Raw genomic sequence first — 22182 nt, forward strand, 5'->3', positions numbered from 1 at the left:
TCTAACTATTTATTGGTCGCAATGAGGACAGATTGGGGGACAAGAAAAGGGGCTGAGGAGGGTCAAAGCAGAGGCTGAAGATGCGTTCACACGCCGCGATGAGATCGCAGCGGCCACCTCTGGACTATCGGCCTGCTGGCACGGTGCTGCTGGCAAATCACCCGTGCGAAAAAAGCCCCTTGTGCAACACAAGGGGCTTTTTAGTGGCTATCGGTTACATGCCATGATTCAGCGGCGTTGCCAGGTCTCGAAGCGGTAGGGGTGCGGGTTCTTCTCATCGGCAGGGTGGCTCTCGCAATCGATGCGCTGCCACTGGCCATCATCAAACGCGGGGAAGCGGGTATCCCCCTCCACCGCCAGATCGATTTGCGTCAGGTAGAGACGATCCGCGCTCGGCAACATCTCGGCATAGAGATGACCGCCACCGATCACCATCAGCTCCTCCACCGCGCTGCTCGCCAACAGGGCCCGCGCCGCCTCGACAGAACCCACCACCTCGATACCCTCGGCCTGATAGCCGGGGTTGCGGCTGATCACCAGATTGCGCCGTCCGGGCAGCGGCCGCCCGATGGATTCGAAGGTCTTGCGCCCCATCAATACCGGTTTGCCAAGGGTCACCCGTTTGAAGTGAGCCAGATCGGCCGGCAGATGCCAGGGCATCTGGTTGTCCTTGCCGATCACCCTGTCGTGGGCCATGGCGGCAATCATGGAAATCTTCATGGGGCCTCTCACCGTCTGTCAGATTATGGGGCGGTTACGGTACACGACCAGAGAGGGGATCGCCAAACCGAAACTGAGGGCGCCGACGATAAACAGCGCCTTGAGGCCGTTCTCCACCGCGCTCTGCAGCAGATCCATGGTCACACCGTTGATGTTGAGCTCCACCACCGCAATCATGGTCTTGAACGCATAGCTGCCCGGGATCATCGGGATGATGGAGGCAACGCTGAACACCGGACGCGGCGCCAGCAGACGGCGAGACCAGTAGACGCAGACAAAACCGACCGTGGTCGCCGCCGCCAGCGTCGCCCACTCGATGGGCATGCCGTAGTGAATGAGCAGGGTGCGCAGGCTGTGAGCCAGCGCCCCGCCCATGGCGCAATATTTCAGCATTCGTGGCGGCACGTTGAACAGCATGGCAAAGCCCACCGCCGGAATGGAGGACCAGAAGGCATCCTTGGCCAGTAACCAGAGCAGATCCGTCATACTTTCCACCCCCAGATCCCGGTCAACGACATGGCGAGAATGATGCCGATGGCCGCGCTAATGGTGAGCAAGGTGGCGGAGCCCCAGCGGGCCAGCCCCATGTTGAAGTAGCCCTTCACCATGTCGGAGACCGCATTGATCAGCGGGAAGCCAGGCACCAGCAGCAGCACGCTGGCCGCCATGGCGAGATAGGGTTGGGCGCCCCAGTTGAAGAAGGTGGCGCTGGATGCCAGCAAGGTGGCGATAAAACCGGTCACGGCAAAATTGATGAGCGGGCTGTGGTGATGACGGGCGATCAACTGACGCACCCGCATCGCCACGGCGGCGGAGCAACAGGTCACCAGGAAGATGGGCCAGTCACCGCCAAACAGCAGGCTGAAGGCGCCACAGGAGAGCCCGACCATGGGCACCACCAGCCAGGGGTGATAGTGGAAGGGGACGATGGCTTCGAGCCGCTGGCGCACTTCACGGGCACCGATCAGCTCTTTCTCCGCCATGATGCAGATCCGCTGGATCTCGCACACCACCTGCATGTTGATGCCATGCTCGCGCACCCGCCGGGTGGTGGTGACACAGCCCCCCTGATAGAGGCTGGTGAGCACGATGGCACTGGAAGAGATGGCCATTTCGACACTCTCCAGCCCAAGCGCCATCCCCAGCCGCACCGTGGTCTGCTCGATGATCCGGCTCTCCGCCCCAAACTGGGCCAACATTTGACCCACCTTGACGATAATGCGGGTGATCTCTGTCTGTTGCTCCCGCGACAACACCCGTCTTGGTGTGATACTTCTCATAATCCCTTCGAGTCGTAGCAATAAAAATTTCGGCCATATTAGCCTAACTTTTACCGTTATTCATCCACCCCTATCACAACCTGGCCGATGAGTTATTACATGAAGGAAAAAAGAGGTTACATCACAAATACATTACCACTAACATTAAAAACCATAACAATCTGTCCGCCATTACCTCGCCTTATTACTGCCCCTTGATACATGAATTAAATATCAGAAGAGGGGCTGGCTGCAGATTATTTACGACGTTGATAGTCAGCCATTCGAATTATTTTGCCAGCGCTATCGTTTTCAGGCAGAAGCTCCCCCTCCTCCCGAAACTGGATCATTTCGCTGCGCATCAAATAAAAGGATTCCCGCATCATGCTGGCAATCCGGATACAGCTATCGAGATTGTTTTTAGCCAGGCGGCGCTGACCATCAATCTTGAACTGCAACCCGCGCAGACGGCGCTGCTGATCGGGGCTCGCCCGGGCCATCAACTGGTCAATCTGCTGCTCAAGAATCGCATCCAGCCGGGAAGGCTCACTCGCAGCCAACTCTTTCAGGGTGTCAAAATCAGGCAACTCCATATGCCCTCCTTGGCGACTATTGCTGGCAACCCACTGCGGTACCACACCATCACGCCCCAGCCATATAAACCTGTATATACGATGCGGCCAACAAGGGTTCAATCCATCCGCTGGCGGCTGAACCGGACAATGATCACAACGAGGGTGTCTCTCTATTTTAATTGTGTTTGGAAACAAGCGATTATTTTTAATTCAGGCGCGATAAAACACTTATACATTTTAGGCGGTTATTTTATGTTTTTTATTGAAAATAAAACTCAGAAAGAGGTTATTTCGCTTCATTCGACACTTTATTATCCCCCACCGGTCCGCGTCATCTTATGTCGGTTTAACATATCTCACTGATTATGTTATTTTAATTGCCACTTTTATCGGACATTCAAGAGCAGACCATGAGCAAGGCAAAAATCGGTATCGTCACCGTCAGCGATCGCGCCAGCGCGGGCATCTATGAAGACCTCTCAGGCAAGGCCATCATCGACACCCTGAACGCCTATCTGACCTCGGCGTGGGAACCCGTCTATCAGGTGATCCCCGATGAGCAGGATCAGATTGAAGCGACCCTGATCCGGCTGGCGGATGAAGAGCAGTGTTGTCTCATCGTCACCACAGGCGGCACCGGCCCGGCCAAGCGGGATGTGACACCGGAAGCGACCGAGGCGGTGTGTGATCGCATGATGCCGGGCTTTGGCGAGCTGATGCGGGCAGAATCCCTCAAGTTTGTGCCGACCGCTATTCTGTCGCGCCAGACGGCCGGCCTGCGCGACGATACCCTGATCGTCAATCTGCCGGGCAAGCCCAAGTCGATCCGCGAGTGTCTGGATGCGGTCTTCCCCGCCATCCCCTACTGCATCGATTTGATGGAAGGGCCTTATCTCGAGTGCGATGAGACCGTCATCAAGCCATTTCGACCGAAAAAATAGCTGACCCGTCCATAACAAATAATGGCGAGCCGTGGCTCGCCATTATTTTTAATAACAATGCTTCAGCGCTCGCTTATTTGCGACCAAATACTTTGACGCCCGCTTTGCTGCCTTCCGAATTGCCGTACACTTCCAGCCGTTTTACACAGACTCTGGAACCGAGAGATTTCCATTCGGTCTCTTTGTCAGCGCGCATATCCCGATCAAATTTGATGGTCTTGGTACGATTGCTGCCATATGTCACCACGATCCGATCCAGCGTCAAATCACGCTCCGCCTTCACCTTGATATATTTGGTCTGACGGCAGGCAACCATCGGAATGGTGGCGCCATGATCACCAATTCCCAGCAAGATGGTTCGGCCAAGGGTGAACTGATCATCACCGGCCTGACAAGCCGACGCCGCCACCAACAAGAGAGCGCCAAACAGAGCACGACCGGAACACGCTTTACGCCAGATAGAGTTCAGGGACATAACACCTCCAATAAAAAACGGAGCGTTATGATACGGACCGAACCATAACAGGAGCTGTATCCGGTCCGGGATAGCGCCAGTGCCTGCCTTATCGGAGGATCACAACCTCGGTAAACGCTATCCCCCTGAATACAAAAAGGGCCGCCAACTGGCAGCCCCAAGCCTCAAAAGAAGATCAACGCTCCATGATTTGGGTGACGTCATCTTTCTTGATCATCACCTCGCGCCCTTCGTGATCGTAATAGCGGTACATGCCGGTGCTCTCATCCAACTTGGGCTTGCTCTCTGTGGTGATCATCTTGCCATCCTTGGTGCTCATGATGTATTGGGAACTGCATGCCACCAGCCCCAAGGCGCACACCAGGATCATCATCAGTTTTTTCATTGCTGCCTCTTCTCACTTCACCCTCACCACGAGGATGTTTCTTGAAGCCTAGTTCAATCGCACGCCTTGGGATGGCGGGATGAGCAAAGCGGGATCGCCGTCAATAATCAGCAACTTAACATCGCTGTCTGGCTTGGGAGAGCGAGTGGCTTTGTGGAGCGGGCAATGAAAAAGGCCGGACATCTGTCCGGCCTCTTCTCTAGAACGCAAGAGCGCAATCATGACTTGGCGGGCTGACGCTCGCCGGTCACGGTCGGGTTCTTGGGATCCATGCTCCACTCGTACCAGCCGCCGTCGTAGACGCTGATCTGTTTCCAGTCCATCAGCCAGGCGTAGAAGAAGGCCTCGGAGGCGCGCCAGCCGGTACCGCAATAGAACGCAGCCTGCTGGGTCGGCTCGATGTTCCACTGGTCCCACATGGCGAGGATCTCGCGGGCCGGCTTCATGGTGCCGTCCGGGTTGTGGAAATCGCTCATGCTGTTGGCATCCACCCCGCCGTGACCCCACTTGGCCCCCGGGATATCGCCCTTCGGCTTGATGTAGCTGTAACCTGAGGTGTTGCCGACAAACTCGTCCCAGGTACGCACGCTGATCAGTGCGCTATCGGGCTGCTTGAGCAGCTCTTTCGCCTGACTTAGCGTGGTGTAGTACTCGGGGTGAGCGGGAATGGCCACGCCAAACTCCTTCACCGGCTCATATTTGTTGGGCAGACCGGTTTCGGTACGCAGGTGCTGGATAAACCAGGCATCCAGACCACCGTCCAGCAGGCGTACATCTTTCACTCCCGCATACATCATCAGGTGCGCGGCACGGGCAGCCGCCATGGTGTTGCGACCGTAAAGGATCACGGTGGTGTCGTGACGGATGCCGTTGTCCAGCAACAGCTTCTTGAGCGCTTCGTCAGAGACCTTGTTCCACAGCGGCTCCTCTTCGAGGCTGTTGGTATCGATATAACCGGCCCCCGGGATGTGGCTGATGAGGTAGGCCTTGGGTGAACCCCAATCCACTTCAAACAGCCTCCAGTCACCCTTGGGCGCCGCGGCAACCGGCTTGCCCTCTTGCAGATCCGCCAACCAGCGCGGATAGACCAGCTGCTGCCAGCGTGCCAGCGACTCGCGCGGTGCGGCTTGCCACCCTTGCAGCTCGAACAGCTGCTTGATCCCCTGCTTGCGCAGCAGACGGGCCACCTCGGCCACTTCGCGGGACGCACCGTAGAGGGCAACCGGACGATCGGCCTTCAGCCCCTTGATCTCGAGCGCCTTTGGCCACTCTTCATCGCTGTATTTCCACTCGGCAGAGAGGTTCTCGGCGCCCGCCACATGACCTCCCTGCTTCTCCCCTTCCATCGGCCACCCCTGATAGAAGTAGCTGGCGCGGGTATCCAGAATGACCGCCTGTTTGGCCTTGGCATCGGCCAGCGAGAGCGGTGGCAACTCCCCTGCCACGGCGGGCAGGGCACACCAGAGCAGTAAGGTCGCCAGCGCGGCCTGCAGGAAGCGAAGATGTCGTTTCATGGTGATTTCTCGATTCATAGTGAACAAGGTTAAAAAATGGAGCAACCCAGCCGCTCGGCCAGCAGCTCCAGCGCCGCCGTGCCCGCCAGCGAGTTGCCGGCTTTGTTGAGCTCGGGCGACCAGACACAGACGCAGAGCTCACCCGGGATCAGGGCGATGATACCGCCGCCGACCCCCGATTTGCCCGGCATGCCGACCCGATAGGCAAAATCGCCCGCCTCGTCATAGAGGCCACAGGTGGCGAGCAGGGCGTTGACCTGCTTGGTGGTGCGGGCGGGCAGCAGCGGCACGCTCTCGCCCAATGGCACACCACGGTTGGCCAGATAGATGAATGCCCGCGCCAGATCGACGCAGCTCATGCGAATGGCACAGGCATTGAAGTAGCTTTGCAGCACCTTGTCCACTTCGTTTTCGAAGTTGCCATAGGCCTTCATCAGATAGGCGATGGCGGCATTGCGGGCAGAGTGCTGATATTCGGAGCGGGCGACCACCTGATCCGCCATGATGGCCGGATTGCCGGAAAGACGGCGCACCAGCTCGAGGGTACGCTGACGGGGCGCAGTGAGGCGGGTCTCCAGCAGATCGCTCACTACCAGCGCCCCGGCATTGATAAAGGGGTTGCGGGGGATCCCCTGCTCGAACTCGAGCTGCACCAGCGAGTTGAAGGGCTGGCCGGAGGGCTCCTTACCCACCCGGGCCCAGATCTCCTCCTCCTGATAGAGAGTGAGTGCCAGGGTCAGGCTCAGGGCCTTGGAGATACTCTGGATGGAGAAGGGTTCAAAAGCGTCACCGGCGGTGAACAGCTCCCCCTCGACGGTACAGACTGCGATACCGAGCCGATCGGCCGGAACCTGAGCCAGTGCCGGAATGTAGTCGGCCACCTTGCCTTGTCCCAGCAACGGGCGCACCTCTTCAAGGATGCTGGCCAGTAATTCGGATGACAACACCATAAGCAATAAGCGATTCCATGACTAAAACAGCGGTGGAGATCCCATCCCCACTGACAAAAATCCCGCCAGCGGCGGGATTTTTCAGTTACCCACAACAAGGCGCCAGATGCGGCAGCCTTGTATCAGGCCGGTTCACCGTACCAGAGGTCGAACAGCTCGGTAACGACCACGGCTTCCATCCCCTTGCCTTCCAGCCAGGATTTGACGGCAGCGCGGTCTTCTTCGGTACACTTGCCCAGTTGCTGGGTGCAGATCATCCCTTCCCAGGCCAGGTGACCGGAGCCGGCAAAAGCCAGTTTACGGGGTTCAACAACCTCATCGATCATCGCATCGACTACCGCATCGATGGTCTCTTCGGCAGTGCCGACCGGGAAGTTGAAACTGATGTCGAAACCCATCTCCTGGAATTCATCGACGCGCAGTTTCTTGCGCAGGCGGCGGCTACGATTGGCCATGATAGCTCCTCAAGTTAGTTGATACGCTAGGTGTGTTGACGTGCCAGCTTAGCTGACACGCTTGAAAATCAGATCCCAAACCCCGTGGCCGAGACGGTGGCCACGTTGTTCAAATTTGGTCAGCGGACGCCAGCCCGGACGAGGCACCCAGTTGCCGGTGGCAGAGGTGTTCTCGTAACCCTCGGCGGCGCTCATCACTTCCAGCATGTGCTCGGCATAGTTTTCCCAGTCGGTGGCCATGTGGAACACGCCACCGATGGCCAGCTTCTGGCGAATGTCCTGCGCAAACGCCGGCTGTACGATGCGACGCTTGTGATGACGGCTCTTGTGCCAGGGGTCCGGGAAAAACAGCTGCAGGCAGGAGAGTGAACCGTTCGGGATCATGTGCTCCAGCACCTCAACCGCATCGTGGCAGATCACTTTCAGATTGGTGACACCCGCTTCCTGAGCGGTGCCCAGGCAGGCACCCACGCCCGGGGAGTGCACTTCGATGCCGATGAAGTTCTTCTCGGGGGCATTCTTGGCCATCTCGACCAGAGAGGCGCCCATGCCAAAGCCGATCTCCAGCACCACCGGAGCCTCGCGGCCAAACAGCGCGACCATATCGAGCGGCGCTGGCGCAAAATCGATACCCATGACCGGCCAGAGCTCTTCCAGGGCCTTCTCCTGCCCTTTGGTCAGGCGGCCTTCGCGACGGACAAAGCTGCGGATCTTGCGCATGAACTTGCCGTCTTCGTTAAATACATCTTGGGTCACAGGCATAATGGTCTCGTTATTTCATCAATCCGGGTAATACATCTTGTGTCCGATCCCGAACGGGACCGCTCGCGGCGCATCATGTCATCGCCCGCGAAAACAGGGGAGCGAATTATCCCAAGATAGGCCCAAGGCGCAAGTGTTTCGCGAAACAAATCCCTCATCTCTCACCAATTCATCCACAACGGTTGACAAATGCCGATCGGTTCACAGAATCGGTCACGCGTCGAGCGCATGCTGCCTGCGCAAATAAAACCATACACAACAAAGGATTGCAGTATGAAACACACAGCATTGGCGTTTGCCATCACCACTTTGCTTGCAGGGTGCGACACTTCAACAAATGACTCGCAGGCCCCTACCGCCGCCGAGCAGGCCTATGAGTATCTGGTGCAATTGAGTTCAACCGCAGAAGGAATTGGCGCTCGTCCCACGGGGACAGAGGCTGAGACCCGTGCCGCAGCATGGATCCAGGATCATCTGGCTGGCTGGGGCTACGATGTTCAACGTCAGCCCTTCACCTACACCAAAAGTGGCGCCAGTAAAAATTCCCAAAACCTGATCGCAGAGCTCAAGGGAAAAAGTGACAAGGTGATCCTGATCGGCGCCCACTACGACAGCACGGGCGACAAGAAGGGTTCTGAAGGGGCCACTGACAACGGTGCTGGCGTCGCTGCTCTGCTGGCAGTCGCTGAGGCGCTTAAGGGACAAACTCTGCCCTACACGGTTCGCTTTGCCTTTCTCGGCGCGGAGGAGAACGGTCTCAACGGATCCAAGGCTTACGCTGCCAGTCTGGACCGCACCGCAATTGACCGTCTGCTGGCAATGGTGAACTACGACACCATCGCCGGGGGCGACATCGTTTACGTCCACTCTGCCCACTCGGACGTTGCCGAATACAGCTGCGCCGATCCGAGCCGCTACAGTTTCGATCCCAAGGTACGAGATCGCCTGCTAGCCATCTCCAAGCAGACTGCCACCCCGTTTGCCATTCACCCTAGCTACAGCGGTTATCCGGAAGGGGAAACCGGTAGTTGGTCAGATCACGCCCCCTTTGCCTGCCTGGGGGTGCCGATCGCCTACGTTGAAGCGACCAACTTCACCATCAACGGAGCTGATGGCTATGACGGCTACTCCCAAAGCACCAATCCAGCGCTGTGGGACTGCTATGACGCCACAACCAAGAGCGCCTGCGATCGTGATGGCGAAACCCAGTGGGGAAAAATCTGGCATACCCAGTACGACCGCCTCGACAAGATGGCTGAACTATTCCCGGGCAGAGTAGAAAGCCAACTTAGCGCCAACACTGAATTGATGATCAGCTTCCTGAAGGAACCGGGTTTGTAAGGTCAGCAGCTCGTCAACAAAGCAAGATAGCCTCAACTCAATTCAACGCGTTTGCGCCACATGGGCAGACAAAATTCGGGCTGGTGCCAATCCAGCCCTTTTTTGGCGATTTTTGTGACAATCATTGCCTCAATTCTGAAATCTGATACAAACGGATAACCTGGTGGTCGAATGGAGCGACCGCCCACATGCCGAGAGAATTGTCTATGCAGCCGTTTTTTGCCCAGCGCTTCGAGAAGGTCGAGCCTTCCTTTATCCGTGAAATCCTCAAAGTTGCCGCCAATCCGGAGATCATCTCCTTCGCCGGTGGCCTGCCCAATCCCCACCTGTTTCCGGTCAAGGCGATCGATCAGGCCTGTCAGGATGTACTGCGCGAGCAAGGGGCTGCCGCCCTGCAATATGCGGCGACCGAGGGCTTCGCCCCGCTGCGCCAGTATATCGCAGACCGCTATCTGGCCCGCCACAGCATGCAGGTCAATCCGGACAACATCCTGATCACCAGCGGCTCCCAGCAGGCGCTGGATCTGCTGGGCAAGGTGCTGATCGACGAGGGTCAGGATCTGATCATTGAAGAACCGGGTTACCTTGGCGCCATTCAGGCTTTCTCTGTCTATCAACCGAATTTCAAGCCGATCACCCTTGAAGAAGAGGGGCTGGATCTGGCGGCGCTGGATGCGCTGCTGGCAAGCGGCTCCAATGCCAAACTGCTCTACGGTGTGCCCAACTTCCAGAACCCGAGCGGCGTCTCCTACAGCCGTGCCAACCGCGAGGCACTGGCCGAGCGACTGGTGTGCCATGAGCTGTTGATGGTGGAAGATGATCCCTACGGCGAGCTGCGCTTCGAAGGTGAACATCTGCCCCCCATCGCCAAGCTGGCGCCGAACAATACCGTGCTGCTCGGCTCCTTCTCGAAAACCGTGGTACCCGCCTTCCGTCTGGGCTGGATGCTGGTGCCGGACTGGTTGCGCAAGAAGGTGACCATCGCCAAGCAGGCCACCGACCTGCACAGCAACGCCTTCAGCCAGCAGGTGCTGCACCGCTTCCTGAGCGATAACTCGCTGGATGCCCATCTGGAGAAGATCAAGGAGGTCTATGGCCGCCAACGTGCCGCCATGGAGGCTGCGCTGGCCCGTCACTGCCCGCCAGGCGTCAGCTATACCCGACCGGAAGGGGGCATGTTCCTCTGGCTGACCCTGCCAGCCCACATCAGTGCCATGGCGCTGTTTGACGAGGCGATCAAGGAGAAGGTGGCCTTCGTGCCCGGCGCCCCCTTCTATGTGCGCCCCGAGATCAAGAACACCCTGCGCCTGAGCTTCTCCTGCGTCGATGAAGCGACCATCGAGGAGGGGGTCAAACGCTTGGCCCGCGCTCTCCAGCGCATGCTCTGATCGTCAGATCAAACGGCACCAACAAAAAAACCAGCGAGAGATCGCTGGTTTTTTTGTACCCTCAACGCAACCCATCAGCCAAACAGAGTCTGGCGGAACTGCTTCATCGGGATGGGGCGGCCGTAGAGATACCCTTGCAGATAATCGACGTGACGCGCCTGCAGATAGTCCGCCTGCACCTGAGTCTCCACCCCTTCGGCCACCAGTTGCAGCCCCAGTCTGGTCGCCAGATCGATCACGTTCTCGACAATATGGCTGGAGAGGGCATCGGAGCCGATCATCCCGACGAAGCTCTGATCGATCTTCAATGCGTCGACCTGAAACTGCTGCAGGTAAGTCAGGCTGGAGTGGCCGGTACCAAAGTCATCGATGGCGATCATGACCCCCAGCTGACGCAACTCGGCAAACAGCTGGTCGGTCGTCTCGTCCGCCACGATCAGCTCCCGCTCGGTCAGCTCCAGCACCAGTTTGACTGGGTTGTCCTTGAAAGCATTGATAAAGGCCCGGCAATCGATCAGCAGACTCAGATCCTTGCAGTGGCTGGCGCAGATATTGAAACCGAAATGAAATCCTGCCGGCAGCTTGCTGGCGTGAGGGGCGAAGTGATCCCGCACCTGGGCCATCAACAGGCTGGTCATGGGCACAATCAGGCCGCTATCTTCCGCCAGCGGAATAAAGCGATCCGGCGAGATCATCCCCTGTTTGGGATGCTGCCAGCGCATCAGCACCTCACAACCGCGACACTGCTCATCAGCGCCAGTGACCACCGGCTGCAGGTAGGGAATAAACTCCTCCTCGATCAGTGCTCGCTTGAGCTCCTCCGCTGGCGAGCTGCTACGCCCCATCAGCCTGAAAGTACCGAATCCAATCAGTAATGCCAGCAACGGAGAGAGAAGCAGCGTGTCTCTGGAGTAGCGCCATGCATGGGCCAGATAATCATCCTTCGTCACCAGTGTCGCTACCTGATATGGGAAGCTGGCTGACGAGAGTGCCATATACCCCTCCTCAGCGGGAGAGGGCGCAGCCCCGACCTGACCTGAGCCAAACAGCGCTTTGTCACCGACCACCAAGGCCATCGAGGAGTTCTTGCTGGCGATATCAAGGGTATTAAGCAGGTAGTAGCCATCCACAGCGATCAGCGCACTCCCTTTCTCAACCTCATGACGCAGCACAATCAGCGGTCTATCTGGCGTTGTGTCATTACCGCTGAACAGTTGTAGCTTACCGTCGACATAGTTGTCCGGCCCCATGGGGCCATTATACTCGCCATAGAGAGACGTACAGTAGATTCGGCGACCGATGGTCAGGTTGGCAGAACGAACATCAGGAACCATGATCACCTGCTCGCGCAGCAGCAAGGCGGCCTCTGCACAGGGAGCACCAATCACCTTCTCCACATTCATGGCGGCTTGCTGAGCATAACCCAAGGTACGATCAAACATCAGCTGGGCACGCTGCAACCGTGACTCGGCATCCTGCTCGATCTCCGTCACTGTTTGCCAGATGACGGAAATGCCCCCTAGCAACAGGATCCCGCACCCCATCATTAGCGCCATAAGAATCCTCATGGAGAGCTGGCGAAGTTTCAGACGGCGAAATGGCATGGTGGCCTCTTTGATACACGATGAGTGGTAGCAACCCCGGTGGACAGGCGCAAAGGGTCGCAATAATAGCGACCGCTCAACAAATGTCCACCTTACAAAAATCAATCAAATCAGTGTATTGTTCAACAATATGTTACCAAGGGGAGATATGGTTAACACATATCAAGGTGACAATATGTTCTCTCGGTATCTCCCTTGTTGAAGCGGAGCAGCGCCATTAGAGTAGAGCAAACGGCAGCAGGAGCGTGCAGCGATGAAGATTCTTATTACCGGAGGGACCGGCTTTATCGGCCGCAAGCTGGTTGCCCATCTCAAGGTCAATCACGAGGTCGTGGTCTTGAGCAGGCAGGGGAGCCGCGCTTACTCCCTGCTCGGCCACGATATCAAGGTATTGGATAGCCTCGACCGGCTCGATGACCTCAATGACGTGGACGCCGTGATCAATCTGGCCGGTGAACCCATCGCTGCCGGACGCTGGAGCGAGTCGCGCAAACAGCTGCTCTGCGATAGCCGCTGGCTGCTGACCGAGCAGCTGGTGGATCTCATCAAGCTATCCAGCACGCCGCCCAAGGTGCTGATTAATGCCTCCGCCATCGGCTGGTATGGCAGACAAGGCACCGAAACCCTCGACGAGCAGTGCCGCTCTCCCAACGACGAGTTTACCCACCAACTCTGCCAGCAGTGGGAAACCTTGGCGCAGGAGGCCCAGAGCCGCCAAACCCGGGTCTGTATCGTGCGGATCGGGCTGGTGCTTGGCATGGATGGCGGCGCCCTGCCCAAAATGCTCCCCCCTTACCGACTCGGACTCGGCGGCCCCATGGGATCGGGCAGCCAGATGATGAGCTGGATCCATGTGCAGGATCTGGTGAGCGCAATGCTCTTCCTGCTGGAACACGAGGAGTGCAGCGGCATTTTCAACGGCACTGCGCCCCATCCGGTCAGCAACCGGGAGTTCAGCCAGACCCTTGCTACCACGCTGCACCGTCCACACCTCTTCTTCGTCCCAGCGCCGCTGTTGCAACTGGTGATGGGGGAGGCGGCCGATCTGCTACTCACTGGACAAAAGGTGATACCAGCGCGGCTGCAACAGGCCGGTTTTCACTTCAGCTATCCCGAGCTGCCGAGTGCCCTCACCAATCTGCTGCGCGAGCCCCGCTAACTCACACCCGCTCGCGGCGTCCGCTCGTCAGCACCTCACATAACAAGCAGCCCGGCCAATGACCGGGCTGCTTGTTTATTGTGGCTGCGCTATTGCACCTTGTGTGCATCGGCTCGCGCTGTCGGGATTACAACAGTCCCTGACCCAGACCCCGCAGCCGATCGCTCAGGGTGCCAGCCAGCAGCTGGCGCTGCATCCCCTGCCCCGCCAGCGTCACCAGCAGTGCCCCCTGCGTCGGCAGGCCAAGCCAGATGGCCCAGTGGAACTGCCACTGCCCCTCGAACCACCACCACTGCAGGCCAAAGGCGCAGAGCTCTACCACCATGGCGGCACAGAACCCCGCCAGCGCACCACTGGCCACCAGCTCCCAGCGCAGCATCTTCCTGAGCAGATCACTGCTGGCACCCAGAGTGCGCATCAACAGCAGCTCGCGCCGACGCTGGGCCATGCTAGCCTGGGTCTGGGTCAGCAGCACCAGCAGTGCGGCCACTGTCACCAGCCCCAGCATCAGCGCCAGCGCCCGGCTCACCTGCTCCGATACCTGAGTAAGCCGCGCAATCAGGTCATCCACATCGATAAGGCTCACCGTGGGGTGACGGCGAATAAGCTCCACCTCGGCAGTGCGCCCCGCCTCGGGCAGCCGGTAGCTGCCCAGCCAGGTACTTGAGAAGGGGGCCAGCAGATCCCCGGAGAAGATCATGTAGAAGTTGGGCCGCATATTGTCCCACTTGATGCTGCGCAAACTGGTGACCCTGGCGCCGAAGCTGCGTCCCTCGATGGTAAAGGCGAGCATGTCCCCCAGCTTGATATCGAGCCGCTTGGCCAGATCGCTATCCACCGACACTTCGCCGGGTCCGGCGAGCCACTTCCCGGCCACCAGCTTGTTGTCGGTTGGCAGGGTAGCCGTGGTGGTGAAGTTGAGCTCCCGATCGACCCCTTCACGGCCACTGCTGGCCCCCTCGCCCACCGCCTCACCGGCGATATGGGTCAGCCTGCCGCGCACCATGGGATAGAAATCGGAGGTGGTGGCCCCCACCGCCGCCAGCTCGCTCAGGATCCCCTCCCGCTCGTTCTCGGCCACATTGACCAGAAACCGGTTGGGCGCATCGGCGGGGAGACGAGCCGAAAATTCATCCAGCAGATCGACCCGGGCCGCCCAGAGCAAGCCAAACAACATCAATGCCAGCGCAAAACCCGCCAGCTGGAACAGGCCACTGCTGCGCTCGCGCGACAGGTGGGCCAACGCCAGCCGCAAGGCATGAGGCCCGCTCACTTTTGCCCCCAACCGCAACATCAGAGACGCCAGCAGGGCCAACAGCCCCATCAGCAAGCCCATGCCACCGACCAGACCCAGTGCCAACCGCACATCGGCGGTAAAACCCCAGACCAGCGCAAACAGCCCGAGCAGGCCTACCGGCAGGGCCAGCCAGGGGGGAATCCCCGCCTCCAGCTCGCGGCGCAGTACCCGCAACGGCGGCACTTTCAGCAGCCGCAAGAAGGGTACAAAAGCGAGCAGCAGGGTGATAAAGAGCGCTACCGCCACGCCCAAGGCAAAGGGTCGCCAGGAGGGGGGCGGCAGATCCGGCGGCAACAGGTCCCCCAGCAGTTGCAAGGTGATCCACTGCATGGCAGTGCCCGCCACCAGCCCCAGCAGCGCGCCGATCAGCGTCAACGACAGCAGCAGGGTACCCATCAGTTGCCAGAGCGAGCGACGGGATGCCCCCAGCGTCTTGAGCAGCGCCACCATATTGGTCTGGCGCTCGGCAAAGTGGCGCACCGCGATGCCCATCGCCAGCGCCCCCAGCAACACCCCGCTTAGCGAGGCAAGCCGGAAGAAACGTTCGGCATTGGCTAGCGAACGGCCCACCCGGGATTCGCTGTCATCCGGTTTGATCCACTTCTGTCCGGCCTGCAACTGCGGCAGCAGCCACTGTTCGTAACGGGCCAGCGACTCTCGCGGCCCCTTGAACAGATAGCGCCACTGCTGGCGGCTGCCCGGCAACAGGGCGCCGGTCGCCTCGATATCGGCACTGTGGATCAGCGCCCGCGGCGCCAGCAGGAAGGGGCTGAAGCCCTGATCCGGCTCCTCGCCAAGCAAACCAGCCACCTTGAGCACCGTATTGCCCACCTCCAGCTTATCCCCCGTTTTGGCCTGCAGCAGTTGCATCACCCGAGCGGAGAGCCAGATCTCGCCGGGTGCCGGGGCGCGGCCCGGTTCCAGCTCCAGCTTGCCGTAGAAGGGGAAACCGTCGGGCACCGCCCGAATGGAGGCGAGCTGCAACGCATCGCCGTGAAACAGCATGCTGTTGAAGCTGACGGTGGTCTGCACCGCCAATCCATCCTGTTTCGCCCGGGCCAACCAGCCATCTGGCAGAGCAGCGGCAGTGCGCAGCACCCGATCCGCCCCGATAAAGTCGCGGCCCGATGCCTTGAGTCCGGCATCGAGCCGATCCGCCACCAGCGCCACACTCAAGACGCACGCCACGCTCAGGGCCAGCGCCAGCACAAACCAGCGCAGCTCACCGCTGAAACCTTCCCGGCGAAGCAGCCGCCATCCCAATCGCCACTGCATCATCCCTTGCATCTCCCGCCTGATCCGCAGCTCACCCCGTTACACCACATCATGGGCCACCTCGCGATCCAGTCTGCCCGCCGTCATGACCAGTTGCCGCTGGCAACGCTCGGCCAGCTGATGATCATGGGTCACTACCACCAGCGTGGTGCCATGCTTGCGATTGAGTTCAAACAGCAGCTCGATCACCTTCTCGCCGGTCTTGCTGTCGAGGTTGCCGGTCGGCTCGTCCGCCAGCAGCAGGCTGGGACGGGTCATAAAGGCGCGGGCAATGGCCACCCGCTGCTGCTCACCGCCAGAGAGCCGTGGCGGCAGATGGTGCAACCGCTCGCCAAGACCGACCGCCGCCAGCAGTTCGCGGGCTCTGGGCTCGCAATCCCGCTCGCCGCGCAGCTCGGCAGGCAACATCACATTCTCCAGCGCCGTCATGGTCGGGAGCAGCAGGAACGACTGGAACACAAAACCGATCTGCTCGGCGCGCAATCGGGCCCGCCCCTCTTCATCCAGCTCGTCCAGGGATTTGCCGAGGATCTCGATATCCCCCTGACTCGGCAGGTCGAGCCCGGCCAGCAGCCCCAGCAGGGTGGACTTGCCGGAGCCGGAGGCGCCGACCAGTGCCACCGTCTCGCCGCTATTGACTTGCAGATTGATCCCTTCAAGGATGGTGAGGCTTTCCTGGCCGAGGCGAACCGATTTACCGAGGCCCTTGACGACAATAATGGGGGTTGAACTCATGATCTGTGTCCTTTGTTCCAATCCCTTGATGGCAATCCATAGTGGGAGTTGAATTGATGGTGCGTATTCTGTTTGCCTTGTTGGTTGGCCTTGGCAGCCTGCTCTCGTCGGTTCAGGCCCAAACCCTGCTGGTACTGGGAGACAGCCTGAGCGCCGGCTATCAGATGCAGCTTGAGCAGAGCTGGCCCGCCCTGCTCAACCAGAAATGGCAAGAAGAGGGGGGCAAACACACCCTGCTCAATGCCAGCATCAGCGGTGAAACGACGCAAGGGGCACTGGCCCGTCTGCCCGCCCTGCTGAAAGAGCACAATCCCGACTGGCTGCTGATCGAACTGGGGGGCAACGACGGCCTGCGCGGCTTCGCGCCGACCATTACCCGCCAGAATCTGGCCAATATGATTGCGCTCGCCAAGGAGCAGCAGACCCGTGTGGTGTTGACCCAGATCCAGCTGCCCCGCAACTACGGTGCCCGCTACCTGCGCCAGTTCGAGCAAATCTTCCCGGAGTTGGCAAAGGCCAACGATCTGCCACTGTTGCCCTTCTTCATGGATGATATTGCGCTGCGCCCTGAACTTATGATGAACGATGGCATTCACCCCGCCCCGGCGGCCCAGCCCCAAATCCGCGATAAAGTGGCCCGCTTTATGGAACCGCTGCTCAGCCAATAAGCCCGCCGGTCTATCGCCAATATTCCACAACTAAACATCCCGCAAAAATCGGATGTTTTGAGCGGTCGACGACCTCTGCGTGACGCCTTGGCTCAACCAGCCCATCGCCAATATCCAATAACAAAACATCCCGCCGAAGCGGGATGTTTTGTTATTGATTAAGAAAAACCGGTTGGCTGCGTCTCAGTTTTCCAGCACCTGGCGCAGCCGCTCCTGCGTGACGCCCACCAGCAGATCGGGCTGGAACTTGGAGATAAAGCGATCACAGCCTACTTTCTTGACCATGGCCTCGTTGAAATTGCCACTGAGTGAAGTATTGAGGGTGATAAAGAGATCGGACATGCGCGGATCGCTGCGCACCTCGTGGGTCAGGCGGTAACCGTCCATCTCCGGCATCTCGGCATCGGTGATCATCAGCAAGATCTCGTCAGTCACCTTCTTGCCGGCATCGCACCACCCCTTGAGCAGGGTCAGCGCCTGCAAACCATCCTGACACTCGATCACCTCAAGCCCAAGCTGGCCCAGGGTCTCGCGCACCAGATTGCGGGCGGTGCTGGAGTCATCGACGATCAGCACTTTGCGGCCATGCATCTCGGGCAAGATCTCCCGATCCAGCACCTCTTCGGAGATCCGGATGTCATAGGTGATGATCTCCGCCAGCACCTTCTCCACGTCGATGATCTCGACGATCTGATCGACCCCCTCTTCCGGGATGCGGGTGATGGCGGTGAGATAGTTGGCGCGCCCGGCCGAACGCGGTGGCGGCAGGATATCCTTCCAGGTCATGTTGACGATGTTGGCCACCTGCCCCACCAGAAAGCCCTGAATGGTGCGGTTGTACTCGGTGATGATGAGGTTGGATTCACTGTCGATAGGCATGGGACGCATGCCGATGGCGCTGCGCAGGTTGATCACCGGGATCGAGGTACCGCGGATATTGGCCACCCCGCTGATATTGTGGTGGGAACCCGGCATTTTGCTGAGGTGGGGCAGCTTGACCACTTCCCGCACTTTGAAGACGTTAATGGCGAACATCTGACGGGTGCCGAGACGAAACATCAACAACTCGAGGCGGTTTTCACCCACCAGTTGAGTTCGTTGATCAACGGAATCCAATATACTCGCCATACGCTGATATCCATCTGATTATTAATCGACTCTATTATAGAGGCTGCCTGTCAGGAAAGGCAGACGCATTTTCAACCAGAGCGACCAACCAGACAAAAAAAGTGAGGCCGAAGCCTCACTTATCTCATTGATTTTAAAATCAATAGCTACATACGGATTTCCAGCTGCCATCGGTTGCCTTGGGCTCGCTGCTGGTCCACCAGTTCGCCTGCCACACCACCTTGTTATGTTAATGCGATCGCCGCCATTGGCATGATCCCCCTGCGGCCAGCTCGGATAGGCCTTGTAGGCCGCCGGATTGACGTTCTGGCTGCTGCAGCTGGTGCCCGGATTCTCGCCGCCGCCCGAGCCCAGCACGGCCTCCGGCAGGGTCGGGAACTCGGCCTTGAGCCCGATGGTCTGGCTGCCGCTGATGATCCGCATCCCGCTCGGCACACCCGCCGCAGGCAGGTAGTAGGTCATCGCGACTTCAATCTCGGCCCCCGGCGCCAGGGTCTGCCAGCCCGGCAGGTTCATGGCGACCTTGTGGAAGTCCTTCTCGTTGGCTATGCCTTCCGAGTTGTCGTTGCCACCACTCTCCACCACTTTCAGCCCCATGCCACTCTGATCCGTAATGGTGTCAGAGGTGGAGGTGGGCACCAGAAACTCGATGCGCGCGCCGCCCGGAATGGTCTGGGTCGACTTGTTGATCAGCTTGAGTTTCGGGTTGATCGGGTAGTTGGAGTCCCCTTCCTTGAAGCCGGAGAGGCTGACCTGGATGTCGAGCTGGGCGCTCGGCGCGGCCAGATCATTCTGCTTGGTGTTGTACGGAGTTGCCTTGGCAAACTTCTCGTAAGCCAGGGTGGTCAGGGTGCTGCCCATGCCGTACTCGTTCTTGGCCGGATCGAAGGCGTAGTCGCCCGCCATCTCCCAGAACATCACGCCGCCCAGACCGCGCTTGATGATGTAGTCCAGCTTGTGACCCATGGACTCTTCATCTTCGGTAGAGAGGAACACTTTCTTCTCTTCGTTCCACAACCAGGGCGCGTGAGCCTTCTCATCGTAGTAACGCACATACTTGCCCTGCATCACGTGAGCCGGGTTGTTGGGATCCAGACCCCAGGCAGTGCCGTAACTCGGCAACGTGGTGATACCGAGGCTGGCCGCATTCTCCAGGTTCTTGGCATGCCACATGGGCACGGCGCCACCGCCGATCTCTTTGCCGTTCTTGTCCAGATCGTGCCAGATGTTATCGATGCCGACCGCCCCGTTGCCGCACGGAATCGTGCTGCCACCGGTGCCCGGCTGACAATCACTCTGACTCGGCAAGGCCGCCTTGCCACCCAACCCGTGACTGCCACCGCTCACCCCCTGCCAACCGCGGGTGTAATAGGGCACACCGACGTTGATCTTGCCGGCTGCCAGCGCACCGCGGAAGTAGTGGGCAGACCAGGCAGCGTTGAGGTAACCGATACCGCCAAACTGGGCCTGGGTATAGACGCCCCAGTGGGAGAGCTCGGGGTCGGCATTGTTGTCGAACAGCGCCGAGTTGTGACCGACAAAGTGGTTCCAGGCACCGTGGAAGTCATAGGTCATCAGGTTGACGTAATCGAGGTACTGGGTGACCTGGAAGTTCTCCATCCCGCGCAGCAGATAGGCCGAGGCCGGTGAGGCGATGGTCAGCATGTACTTGCGGCCATCTTCGTTACCGGCGTTGTCGAGCCGCGCCCGCAAGGTCTTCATCAGCACCTCGTAGTTGGCAAACAGCTTGGCACGGCACTGGTTGGAGAGCGGGAAGTCGTTGGGGTTGCCCGCATCCTTCATGGAGGTGGGGTATTCGTAGTCGATATCGACCCCGTCAAAACCGTACTGACGGATAAAACTCACCGCCGACGTGGCAAGCGCATTGATGCCATCGGTGTTGACCGAGCAGTCGCCCTTGGTGGTGGCGGTGTAGAAGCCGCGCGTATCGGCCCAGCCCCCGACCGAGATCAGGGTTTTCACGTCCGGATACTGCTTCTTGAACTTCGACAGCAGGTTGAAGTGCCCCTTGTAGGCGAACTCCGGATCCATCTCGGCACCCGGCACGCCATCCCAGGTCATCTTGGTCGCCGAGTCATCCACCTTGATGGTGTGGCTCTGCTCGTCCACCGCCGCGAAGGCGTAGTTGATGTGGGTGATCTTGCTCCACGGAATGTCGCTCACCAGATAGGCGGGCAGACCGTTCTTGCCAGTGCGCCACGAGGTGAAGTAGCCGATGACCCGGCGGGCATGGTCATCCCCCATGCACTCGTAGCCATCAGGACGATAGATCTGGCGGATATCGCAGGAGAGGTTGCCACCAGATGGTGGCAGCGCGGCCTCCTCGACAGTGATGTTCACTGCCGCCGACTCGCCGACCAGATTGGTCTTGTCGGTGGCAACCAGCTTGAGGGCGGCACTGCCCTTGGCATCGGGTGTCCAGTTGACCTGCCAGGGGGCGGCATTGTCTTCCCCTACCTTCTTGCCATCGACAAACAGCTCGACTTTGGCCACATCGTTGTTGGCATCGGTGACATTGCCGCTCACCGCCACGCTGCGACCCAGCGTCACCTTGGCACCGCTGGCCGGGCTGCTGATGCTCACCTTGGGCGCCTCTGGCGCTACCACTGCAGCAACGTTGAAGCTCGAATCCGCCTCGCTCAGTACCTTGCCATCCTTATCCAGCGCCCGCGCTTTCAGGGCGTGCGCCCCAACGCCCGCAGCACTCCAGCTGGCGCCCCAGGGCGAGGCGCTGGCCGTGGCAGCAAGCTTGCCGTCGATAAGGTATTCCACCCGAACCAGCGCCGTCACCGGGCCACTCAGGGTCACCGCCAGCGCAACGCTGGCACCTTCGTTGAAGCTGGCACCGGCAGCCGGAGAGCTGACGGCCACGCCGAGCGCCGGTGGCGGCACTTCGCCGCCGTAGAGCTTCCAGGCATCCGCCCAGACCACCCCGACACCGGGTTCATAGTGATAGGGTGATGCCCCGCACCAACCCGAGTAGGGGAACTCTTTGCATTCATATAGAGCGCCGGCATTGCTGACGATGTCACCGGCTTTGTAGGCAGTACCGGCCTTGTAGGCGGGATAGGCTGCCTGCGCCCAGGCGGGCATGGCAGCGATGGCCACCAGCACGGCAAGCCGGCTGGGCCTCAGGAACTGTTGCATATTGTTATCTTCCTTGTTTTGTCTTGGCATGGTTCACCAAGGCAAAGAACAATCGCAACCTGCGTGATGGGCGCAGACAACTGGCAATGGACCTGCCACAAAAACCACCCTCACCCAGGGAAACCCCGCTATCTGGATCCATGATCCAGACCGGAGGCATTGCGCCCCGACATCACTGCCGGTTTGCCCTTTACCTGGGTTCCGTGAGGAACGAGCCCAGTATAGAAAGGCAACACTCCCCCCTCAATCTTTATTCTCAAAGAGAATTATCGACAGTACCCAGTTGCTCGCGGCAATTCGACAAAAATGACAAATTAATCAATAAAGTCATACTGTTATCCTGATCATAAAAACACAAAGCTAGGCTCTACCGAATCCATTAA

The 22182-nt window shown here is 59.2% G+C and carries 19 protein-coding genes, 1 pseudogene and 1 riboswitch; of the genes and pseudogenes, 5 read left to right on the forward strand and 15 right to left on the reverse strand.

Going from position 1 to position 22182, the window contains the following annotated elements:
- Nucleotides 1-228 precede the first annotated feature (228 nt).
- The 4 genes from folA to OKC27_RS02555 form a co-directional block, all read right to left on the reverse strand.
- Entirely contained in the window at nucleotides 229-720 is a 492-nt protein-coding gene (gene folA / locus OKC27_RS02540; RefSeq protein WP_182938097.1) for a type 3 dihydrofolate reductase, read from the reverse strand.
- A gap of 18 nt (nucleotides 721-738) precedes the next feature.
- Nucleotides 739-1206 carry a threonine/serine exporter family protein gene (locus tag OKC27_RS02545; RefSeq protein ID WP_042060992.1) on the reverse strand — a complete coding sequence of 156 codons (468 nt, stop codon included), beginning with the start codon at nucleotides 1204-1206 and terminating at the stop codon, nucleotides 739-741.
- Nucleotides 1203-2000 (reverse strand): threonine/serine exporter family protein, encoded by a 798-nt coding sequence (locus tag OKC27_RS02550; RefSeq protein ID WP_042022773.1) that lies wholly within the window; start codon nucleotides 1998-2000, stop codon nucleotides 1203-1205. Before OKC27_RS02550 ends, OKC27_RS02545 begins: the two co-directional genes overlap by 4 nt.
- Nucleotides 2001-2236: 236 nt before the next feature.
- Nucleotides 2237-2572: a DUF3135 domain-containing protein gene (locus tag OKC27_RS02555; protein ID WP_182938098.1), complete on the reverse strand. Its 336-nt coding sequence runs from the start codon at nucleotides 2570-2572 to the stop codon at nucleotides 2237-2239.
- Between the two features lie 392 nt (nucleotides 2573-2964).
- On the opposite strand from OKC27_RS02555, the gene mog reads away from it, so the two are divergent.
- A complete protein-coding gene (gene mog, locus OKC27_RS02560; protein ID WP_042658402.1) occupies nucleotides 2965-3495 on the forward strand; it encodes a molybdopterin adenylyltransferase in 531 nt (176 codons plus the stop codon).
- A 73-nt stretch (nucleotides 3496-3568) separates the two neighbouring features.
- Here the strand turns inward: mog and OKC27_RS02565 are convergent, their stop codons facing one another.
- The 6 genes from OKC27_RS02565 to trmB all read right to left on the reverse strand — a co-directional run bounded on the left by OKC27_RS02565 (nucleotide 3569) and on the right by trmB (nucleotide 8036).
- The gene (locus tag OKC27_RS02565; protein ID WP_042012781.1) at nucleotides 3569-3970 is read right to left on the reverse strand and encodes a DUF2541 family protein; all 402 of its coding nucleotides are present in this window, start codon (nucleotides 3968-3970) and stop codon (nucleotides 3569-3571) included.
- A 175-nt stretch (nucleotides 3971-4145) separates the two neighbouring features.
- The gene (locus OKC27_RS02570) at nucleotides 4146-4355 is read right to left on the reverse strand and encodes a YgdI/YgdR family lipoprotein (RefSeq protein WP_005335219.1); all 210 of its coding nucleotides are present in this window, start codon (nucleotides 4353-4355) and stop codon (nucleotides 4146-4148) included.
- A gap of 218 nt (nucleotides 4356-4573) precedes the next feature.
- Entirely contained in the window at nucleotides 4574-5869 is a 1296-nt protein-coding gene (locus OKC27_RS02575) for a sulfurtransferase (protein ID WP_182938099.1), read from the reverse strand.
- Nucleotides 5870-5898: 29 nt separating this feature from the next.
- Nucleotides 5899-6819 carry a glutaminase B gene (gene glsB, locus OKC27_RS02580; protein ID WP_182938100.1) on the reverse strand — a complete coding sequence of 307 codons (921 nt, stop codon included), beginning with the start codon at nucleotides 6817-6819 and terminating at the stop codon, nucleotides 5899-5901.
- Nucleotides 6820-6941: 122 nt separating this feature from the next.
- Nucleotides 6942-7274 carry a YggL family protein gene (locus OKC27_RS02585; RefSeq protein ID WP_005348158.1) on the reverse strand — a complete coding sequence of 111 codons (333 nt, stop codon included), beginning with the start codon at nucleotides 7272-7274 and terminating at the stop codon, nucleotides 6942-6944.
- 48 nt (nucleotides 7275-7322) lie between these two features.
- Complete coding sequence (gene trmB, locus OKC27_RS02590; protein WP_182938101.1) at nucleotides 7323-8036, reverse strand: tRNA (guanosine(46)-N7)-methyltransferase TrmB; 714 nt, start codon at nucleotides 8034-8036, stop codon at nucleotides 7323-7325.
- Between the two features lie 273 nt (nucleotides 8037-8309).
- Here trmB and OKC27_RS02595 point away from each other — a divergent pair, with 273 nt between their 5' ends.
- Together OKC27_RS02595 and OKC27_RS02600 are read left to right on the forward strand one after the other, a co-directional pair.
- A complete protein-coding gene (locus OKC27_RS02595; protein ID WP_182938103.1) occupies nucleotides 8310-9377 on the forward strand; it encodes a M28 family metallopeptidase in 1068 nt (355 codons plus the stop codon).
- A gap of 206 nt (nucleotides 9378-9583) precedes the next feature.
- Complete coding sequence (locus OKC27_RS02600) at nucleotides 9584-10765, forward strand: aminotransferase-like domain-containing protein (RefSeq protein WP_182938104.1); 1182 nt, start codon at nucleotides 9584-9586, stop codon at nucleotides 10763-10765.
- A 74-nt stretch (nucleotides 10766-10839) separates the two neighbouring features.
- Here the strand turns inward: OKC27_RS02600 and OKC27_RS02605 are convergent, their stop codons facing one another.
- Nucleotides 10840-12369 (reverse strand): EAL domain-containing protein, encoded by a 1530-nt coding sequence (locus OKC27_RS02605; protein WP_182938105.1) that lies wholly within the window; start codon nucleotides 12367-12369, stop codon nucleotides 10840-10842.
- Between the two features lie 253 nt (nucleotides 12370-12622).
- Between OKC27_RS02605 and OKC27_RS02610 the strand changes: the two genes are divergently transcribed.
- Nucleotides 12623-13528 carry a TIGR01777 family oxidoreductase gene (locus tag OKC27_RS02610; protein WP_182938106.1) on the forward strand — a complete coding sequence of 302 codons (906 nt, stop codon included), beginning with the start codon at nucleotides 12623-12625 and terminating at the stop codon, nucleotides 13526-13528.
- A gap of 127 nt (nucleotides 13529-13655) precedes the next feature.
- Here the strand turns inward: OKC27_RS02610 and OKC27_RS02615 are convergent, their stop codons facing one another.
- Complete coding sequence (locus OKC27_RS02615) at nucleotides 13656-16103, reverse strand: ABC transporter permease (RefSeq protein ID WP_182939784.1); 2448 nt, start codon at nucleotides 16101-16103, stop codon at nucleotides 13656-13658.
- Nucleotides 16104-16139: 36 nt separating this feature from the next.
- Nucleotides 16140-16835: an ABC transporter ATP-binding protein gene (locus OKC27_RS02620; protein WP_182938107.1), complete on the reverse strand. Its 696-nt coding sequence runs from the start codon at nucleotides 16833-16835 to the stop codon at nucleotides 16140-16142.
- A 56-nt stretch (nucleotides 16836-16891) separates the two neighbouring features.
- Here OKC27_RS02620 and OKC27_RS02625 point away from each other — a divergent pair, with 56 nt between their 5' ends.
- Entirely contained in the window at nucleotides 16892-17503 is a 612-nt protein-coding gene (locus OKC27_RS02625; RefSeq protein ID WP_182938108.1) for an arylesterase, read from the forward strand.
- 183 nt (nucleotides 17504-17686) lie between these two features.
- Here the strand turns inward: OKC27_RS02625 and OKC27_RS02630 are convergent, their stop codons facing one another.
- Together OKC27_RS02630 and OKC27_RS02635 are read right to left on the reverse strand one after the other, a co-directional pair.
- Nucleotides 17687-18631 carry a chemotaxis protein CheV gene (locus OKC27_RS02630; protein WP_042060964.1) on the reverse strand — a complete coding sequence of 315 codons (945 nt, stop codon included), beginning with the start codon at nucleotides 18629-18631 and terminating at the stop codon, nucleotides 17687-17689.
- Nucleotides 18632-18770: 139 nt separating this feature from the next.
- Nucleotides 18771-21799: pseudogene (locus tag OKC27_RS02635) on the reverse strand (glycosyl hydrolase family 18 protein).
- A gap of 115 nt (nucleotides 21800-21914) precedes the next feature.
- Nucleotides 21915-21997, reverse strand: a riboswitch (cyclic di-GMP riboswitch).
- Nucleotides 21998-22182 lie beyond the last annotated feature (185 nt).

The sequence above is a fragment of the Aeromonas sp. QDB62 genome (assembly GCF_027705695.1).
Lineage (GTDB): Bacteria > Pseudomonadota > Gammaproteobacteria > Enterobacterales > Aeromonadaceae > Aeromonas > Aeromonas allosaccharophila.

Bases quoted from the DNA above. Each gene is read 5' to 3' on its own strand.
- OKC27_RS02570 (WP_005335219.1), bottom strand. From the start codon at position 4,355: ATGAAAAAACTGATGATGATCCTGGTGTGCGCCTTGGGGCTGGTGGCA.
- OKC27_RS02585 (WP_005348158.1), bottom strand. From the start codon at position 7,274: ATGGCCAATCGTAGCCGCCGCCTGCGCAAGAAACTGCGCGTCGATGAA.
- OKC27_RS02545 (WP_042060992.1), bottom strand. From the start codon at position 1,206: ATGACGGATCTGCTCTGGTTACTGGCCAAGGATGCCTTCTGGTCCTCC.
- OKC27_RS02625 (WP_182938108.1), top strand. From the start codon at position 16,892: ATGGTGCGTATTCTGTTTGCCTTGTTGGTTGGCCTTGGCAGCCTGCTC.
- OKC27_RS02575 (WP_182938099.1), bottom strand. From the start codon at position 5,869: ATGAAACGACATCTTCGCTTCCTGCAGGCCGCGCTGGCGACCTTACTG.
- OKC27_RS02610 (WP_182938106.1), top strand. From the start codon at position 12,623: ATGAAGATTCTTATTACCGGAGGGACCGGCTTTATCGGCCGCAAGCTG.
- OKC27_RS02555 (WP_182938098.1), bottom strand. From the start codon at position 2,572: ATGGAGTTGCCTGATTTTGACACCCTGAAAGAGTTGGCTGCGAGTGAG.
- mog (WP_042658402.1), top strand. From the start codon at position 2,965: ATGAGCAAGGCAAAAATCGGTATCGTCACCGTCAGCGATCGCGCCAGC.
- OKC27_RS02595 (WP_182938103.1), top strand. From the start codon at position 8,310: ATGAAACACACAGCATTGGCGTTTGCCATCACCACTTTGCTTGCAGGG.
- OKC27_RS02620 (WP_182938107.1), bottom strand. From the start codon at position 16,835: ATGAGTTCAACCCCCATTATTGTCGTCAAGGGCCTCGGTAAATCGGTT.
- glsB (WP_182938100.1), bottom strand. From the start codon at position 6,819: ATGGTGTTGTCATCCGAATTACTGGCCAGCATCCTTGAAGAGGTGCGC.
- OKC27_RS02605 (WP_182938105.1), bottom strand. From the start codon at position 12,369: ATGCCATTTCGCCGTCTGAAACTTCGCCAGCTCTCCATGAGGATTCTT.
- trmB (WP_182938101.1), bottom strand. From the start codon at position 8,036: ATGCCTGTGACCCAAGATGTATTTAACGAAGACGGCAAGTTCATGCGC.
- OKC27_RS02550 (WP_042022773.1), bottom strand. From the start codon at position 2,000: ATGAGAAGTATCACACCAAGACGGGTGTTGTCGCGGGAGCAACAGACA.
- folA (WP_182938097.1), bottom strand. From the start codon at position 720: ATGAAGATTTCCATGATTGCCGCCATGGCCCACGACAGGGTGATCGGC.
- OKC27_RS02630 (WP_042060964.1), bottom strand. From the start codon at position 18,631: ATGGCGAGTATATTGGATTCCGTTGATCAACGAACTCAACTGGTGGGT.
- OKC27_RS02600 (WP_182938104.1), top strand. From the start codon at position 9,584: ATGCAGCCGTTTTTTGCCCAGCGCTTCGAGAAGGTCGAGCCTTCCTTT.
- OKC27_RS02615 (WP_182939784.1), bottom strand. From the start codon at position 16,103: ATGATGCAGTGGCGATTGGGATGGCGGCTGCTTCGCCGGGAAGGTTTC.
- OKC27_RS02565 (WP_042012781.1), bottom strand. From the start codon at position 3,970: ATGTCCCTGAACTCTATCTGGCGTAAAGCGTGTTCCGGTCGTGCTCTG.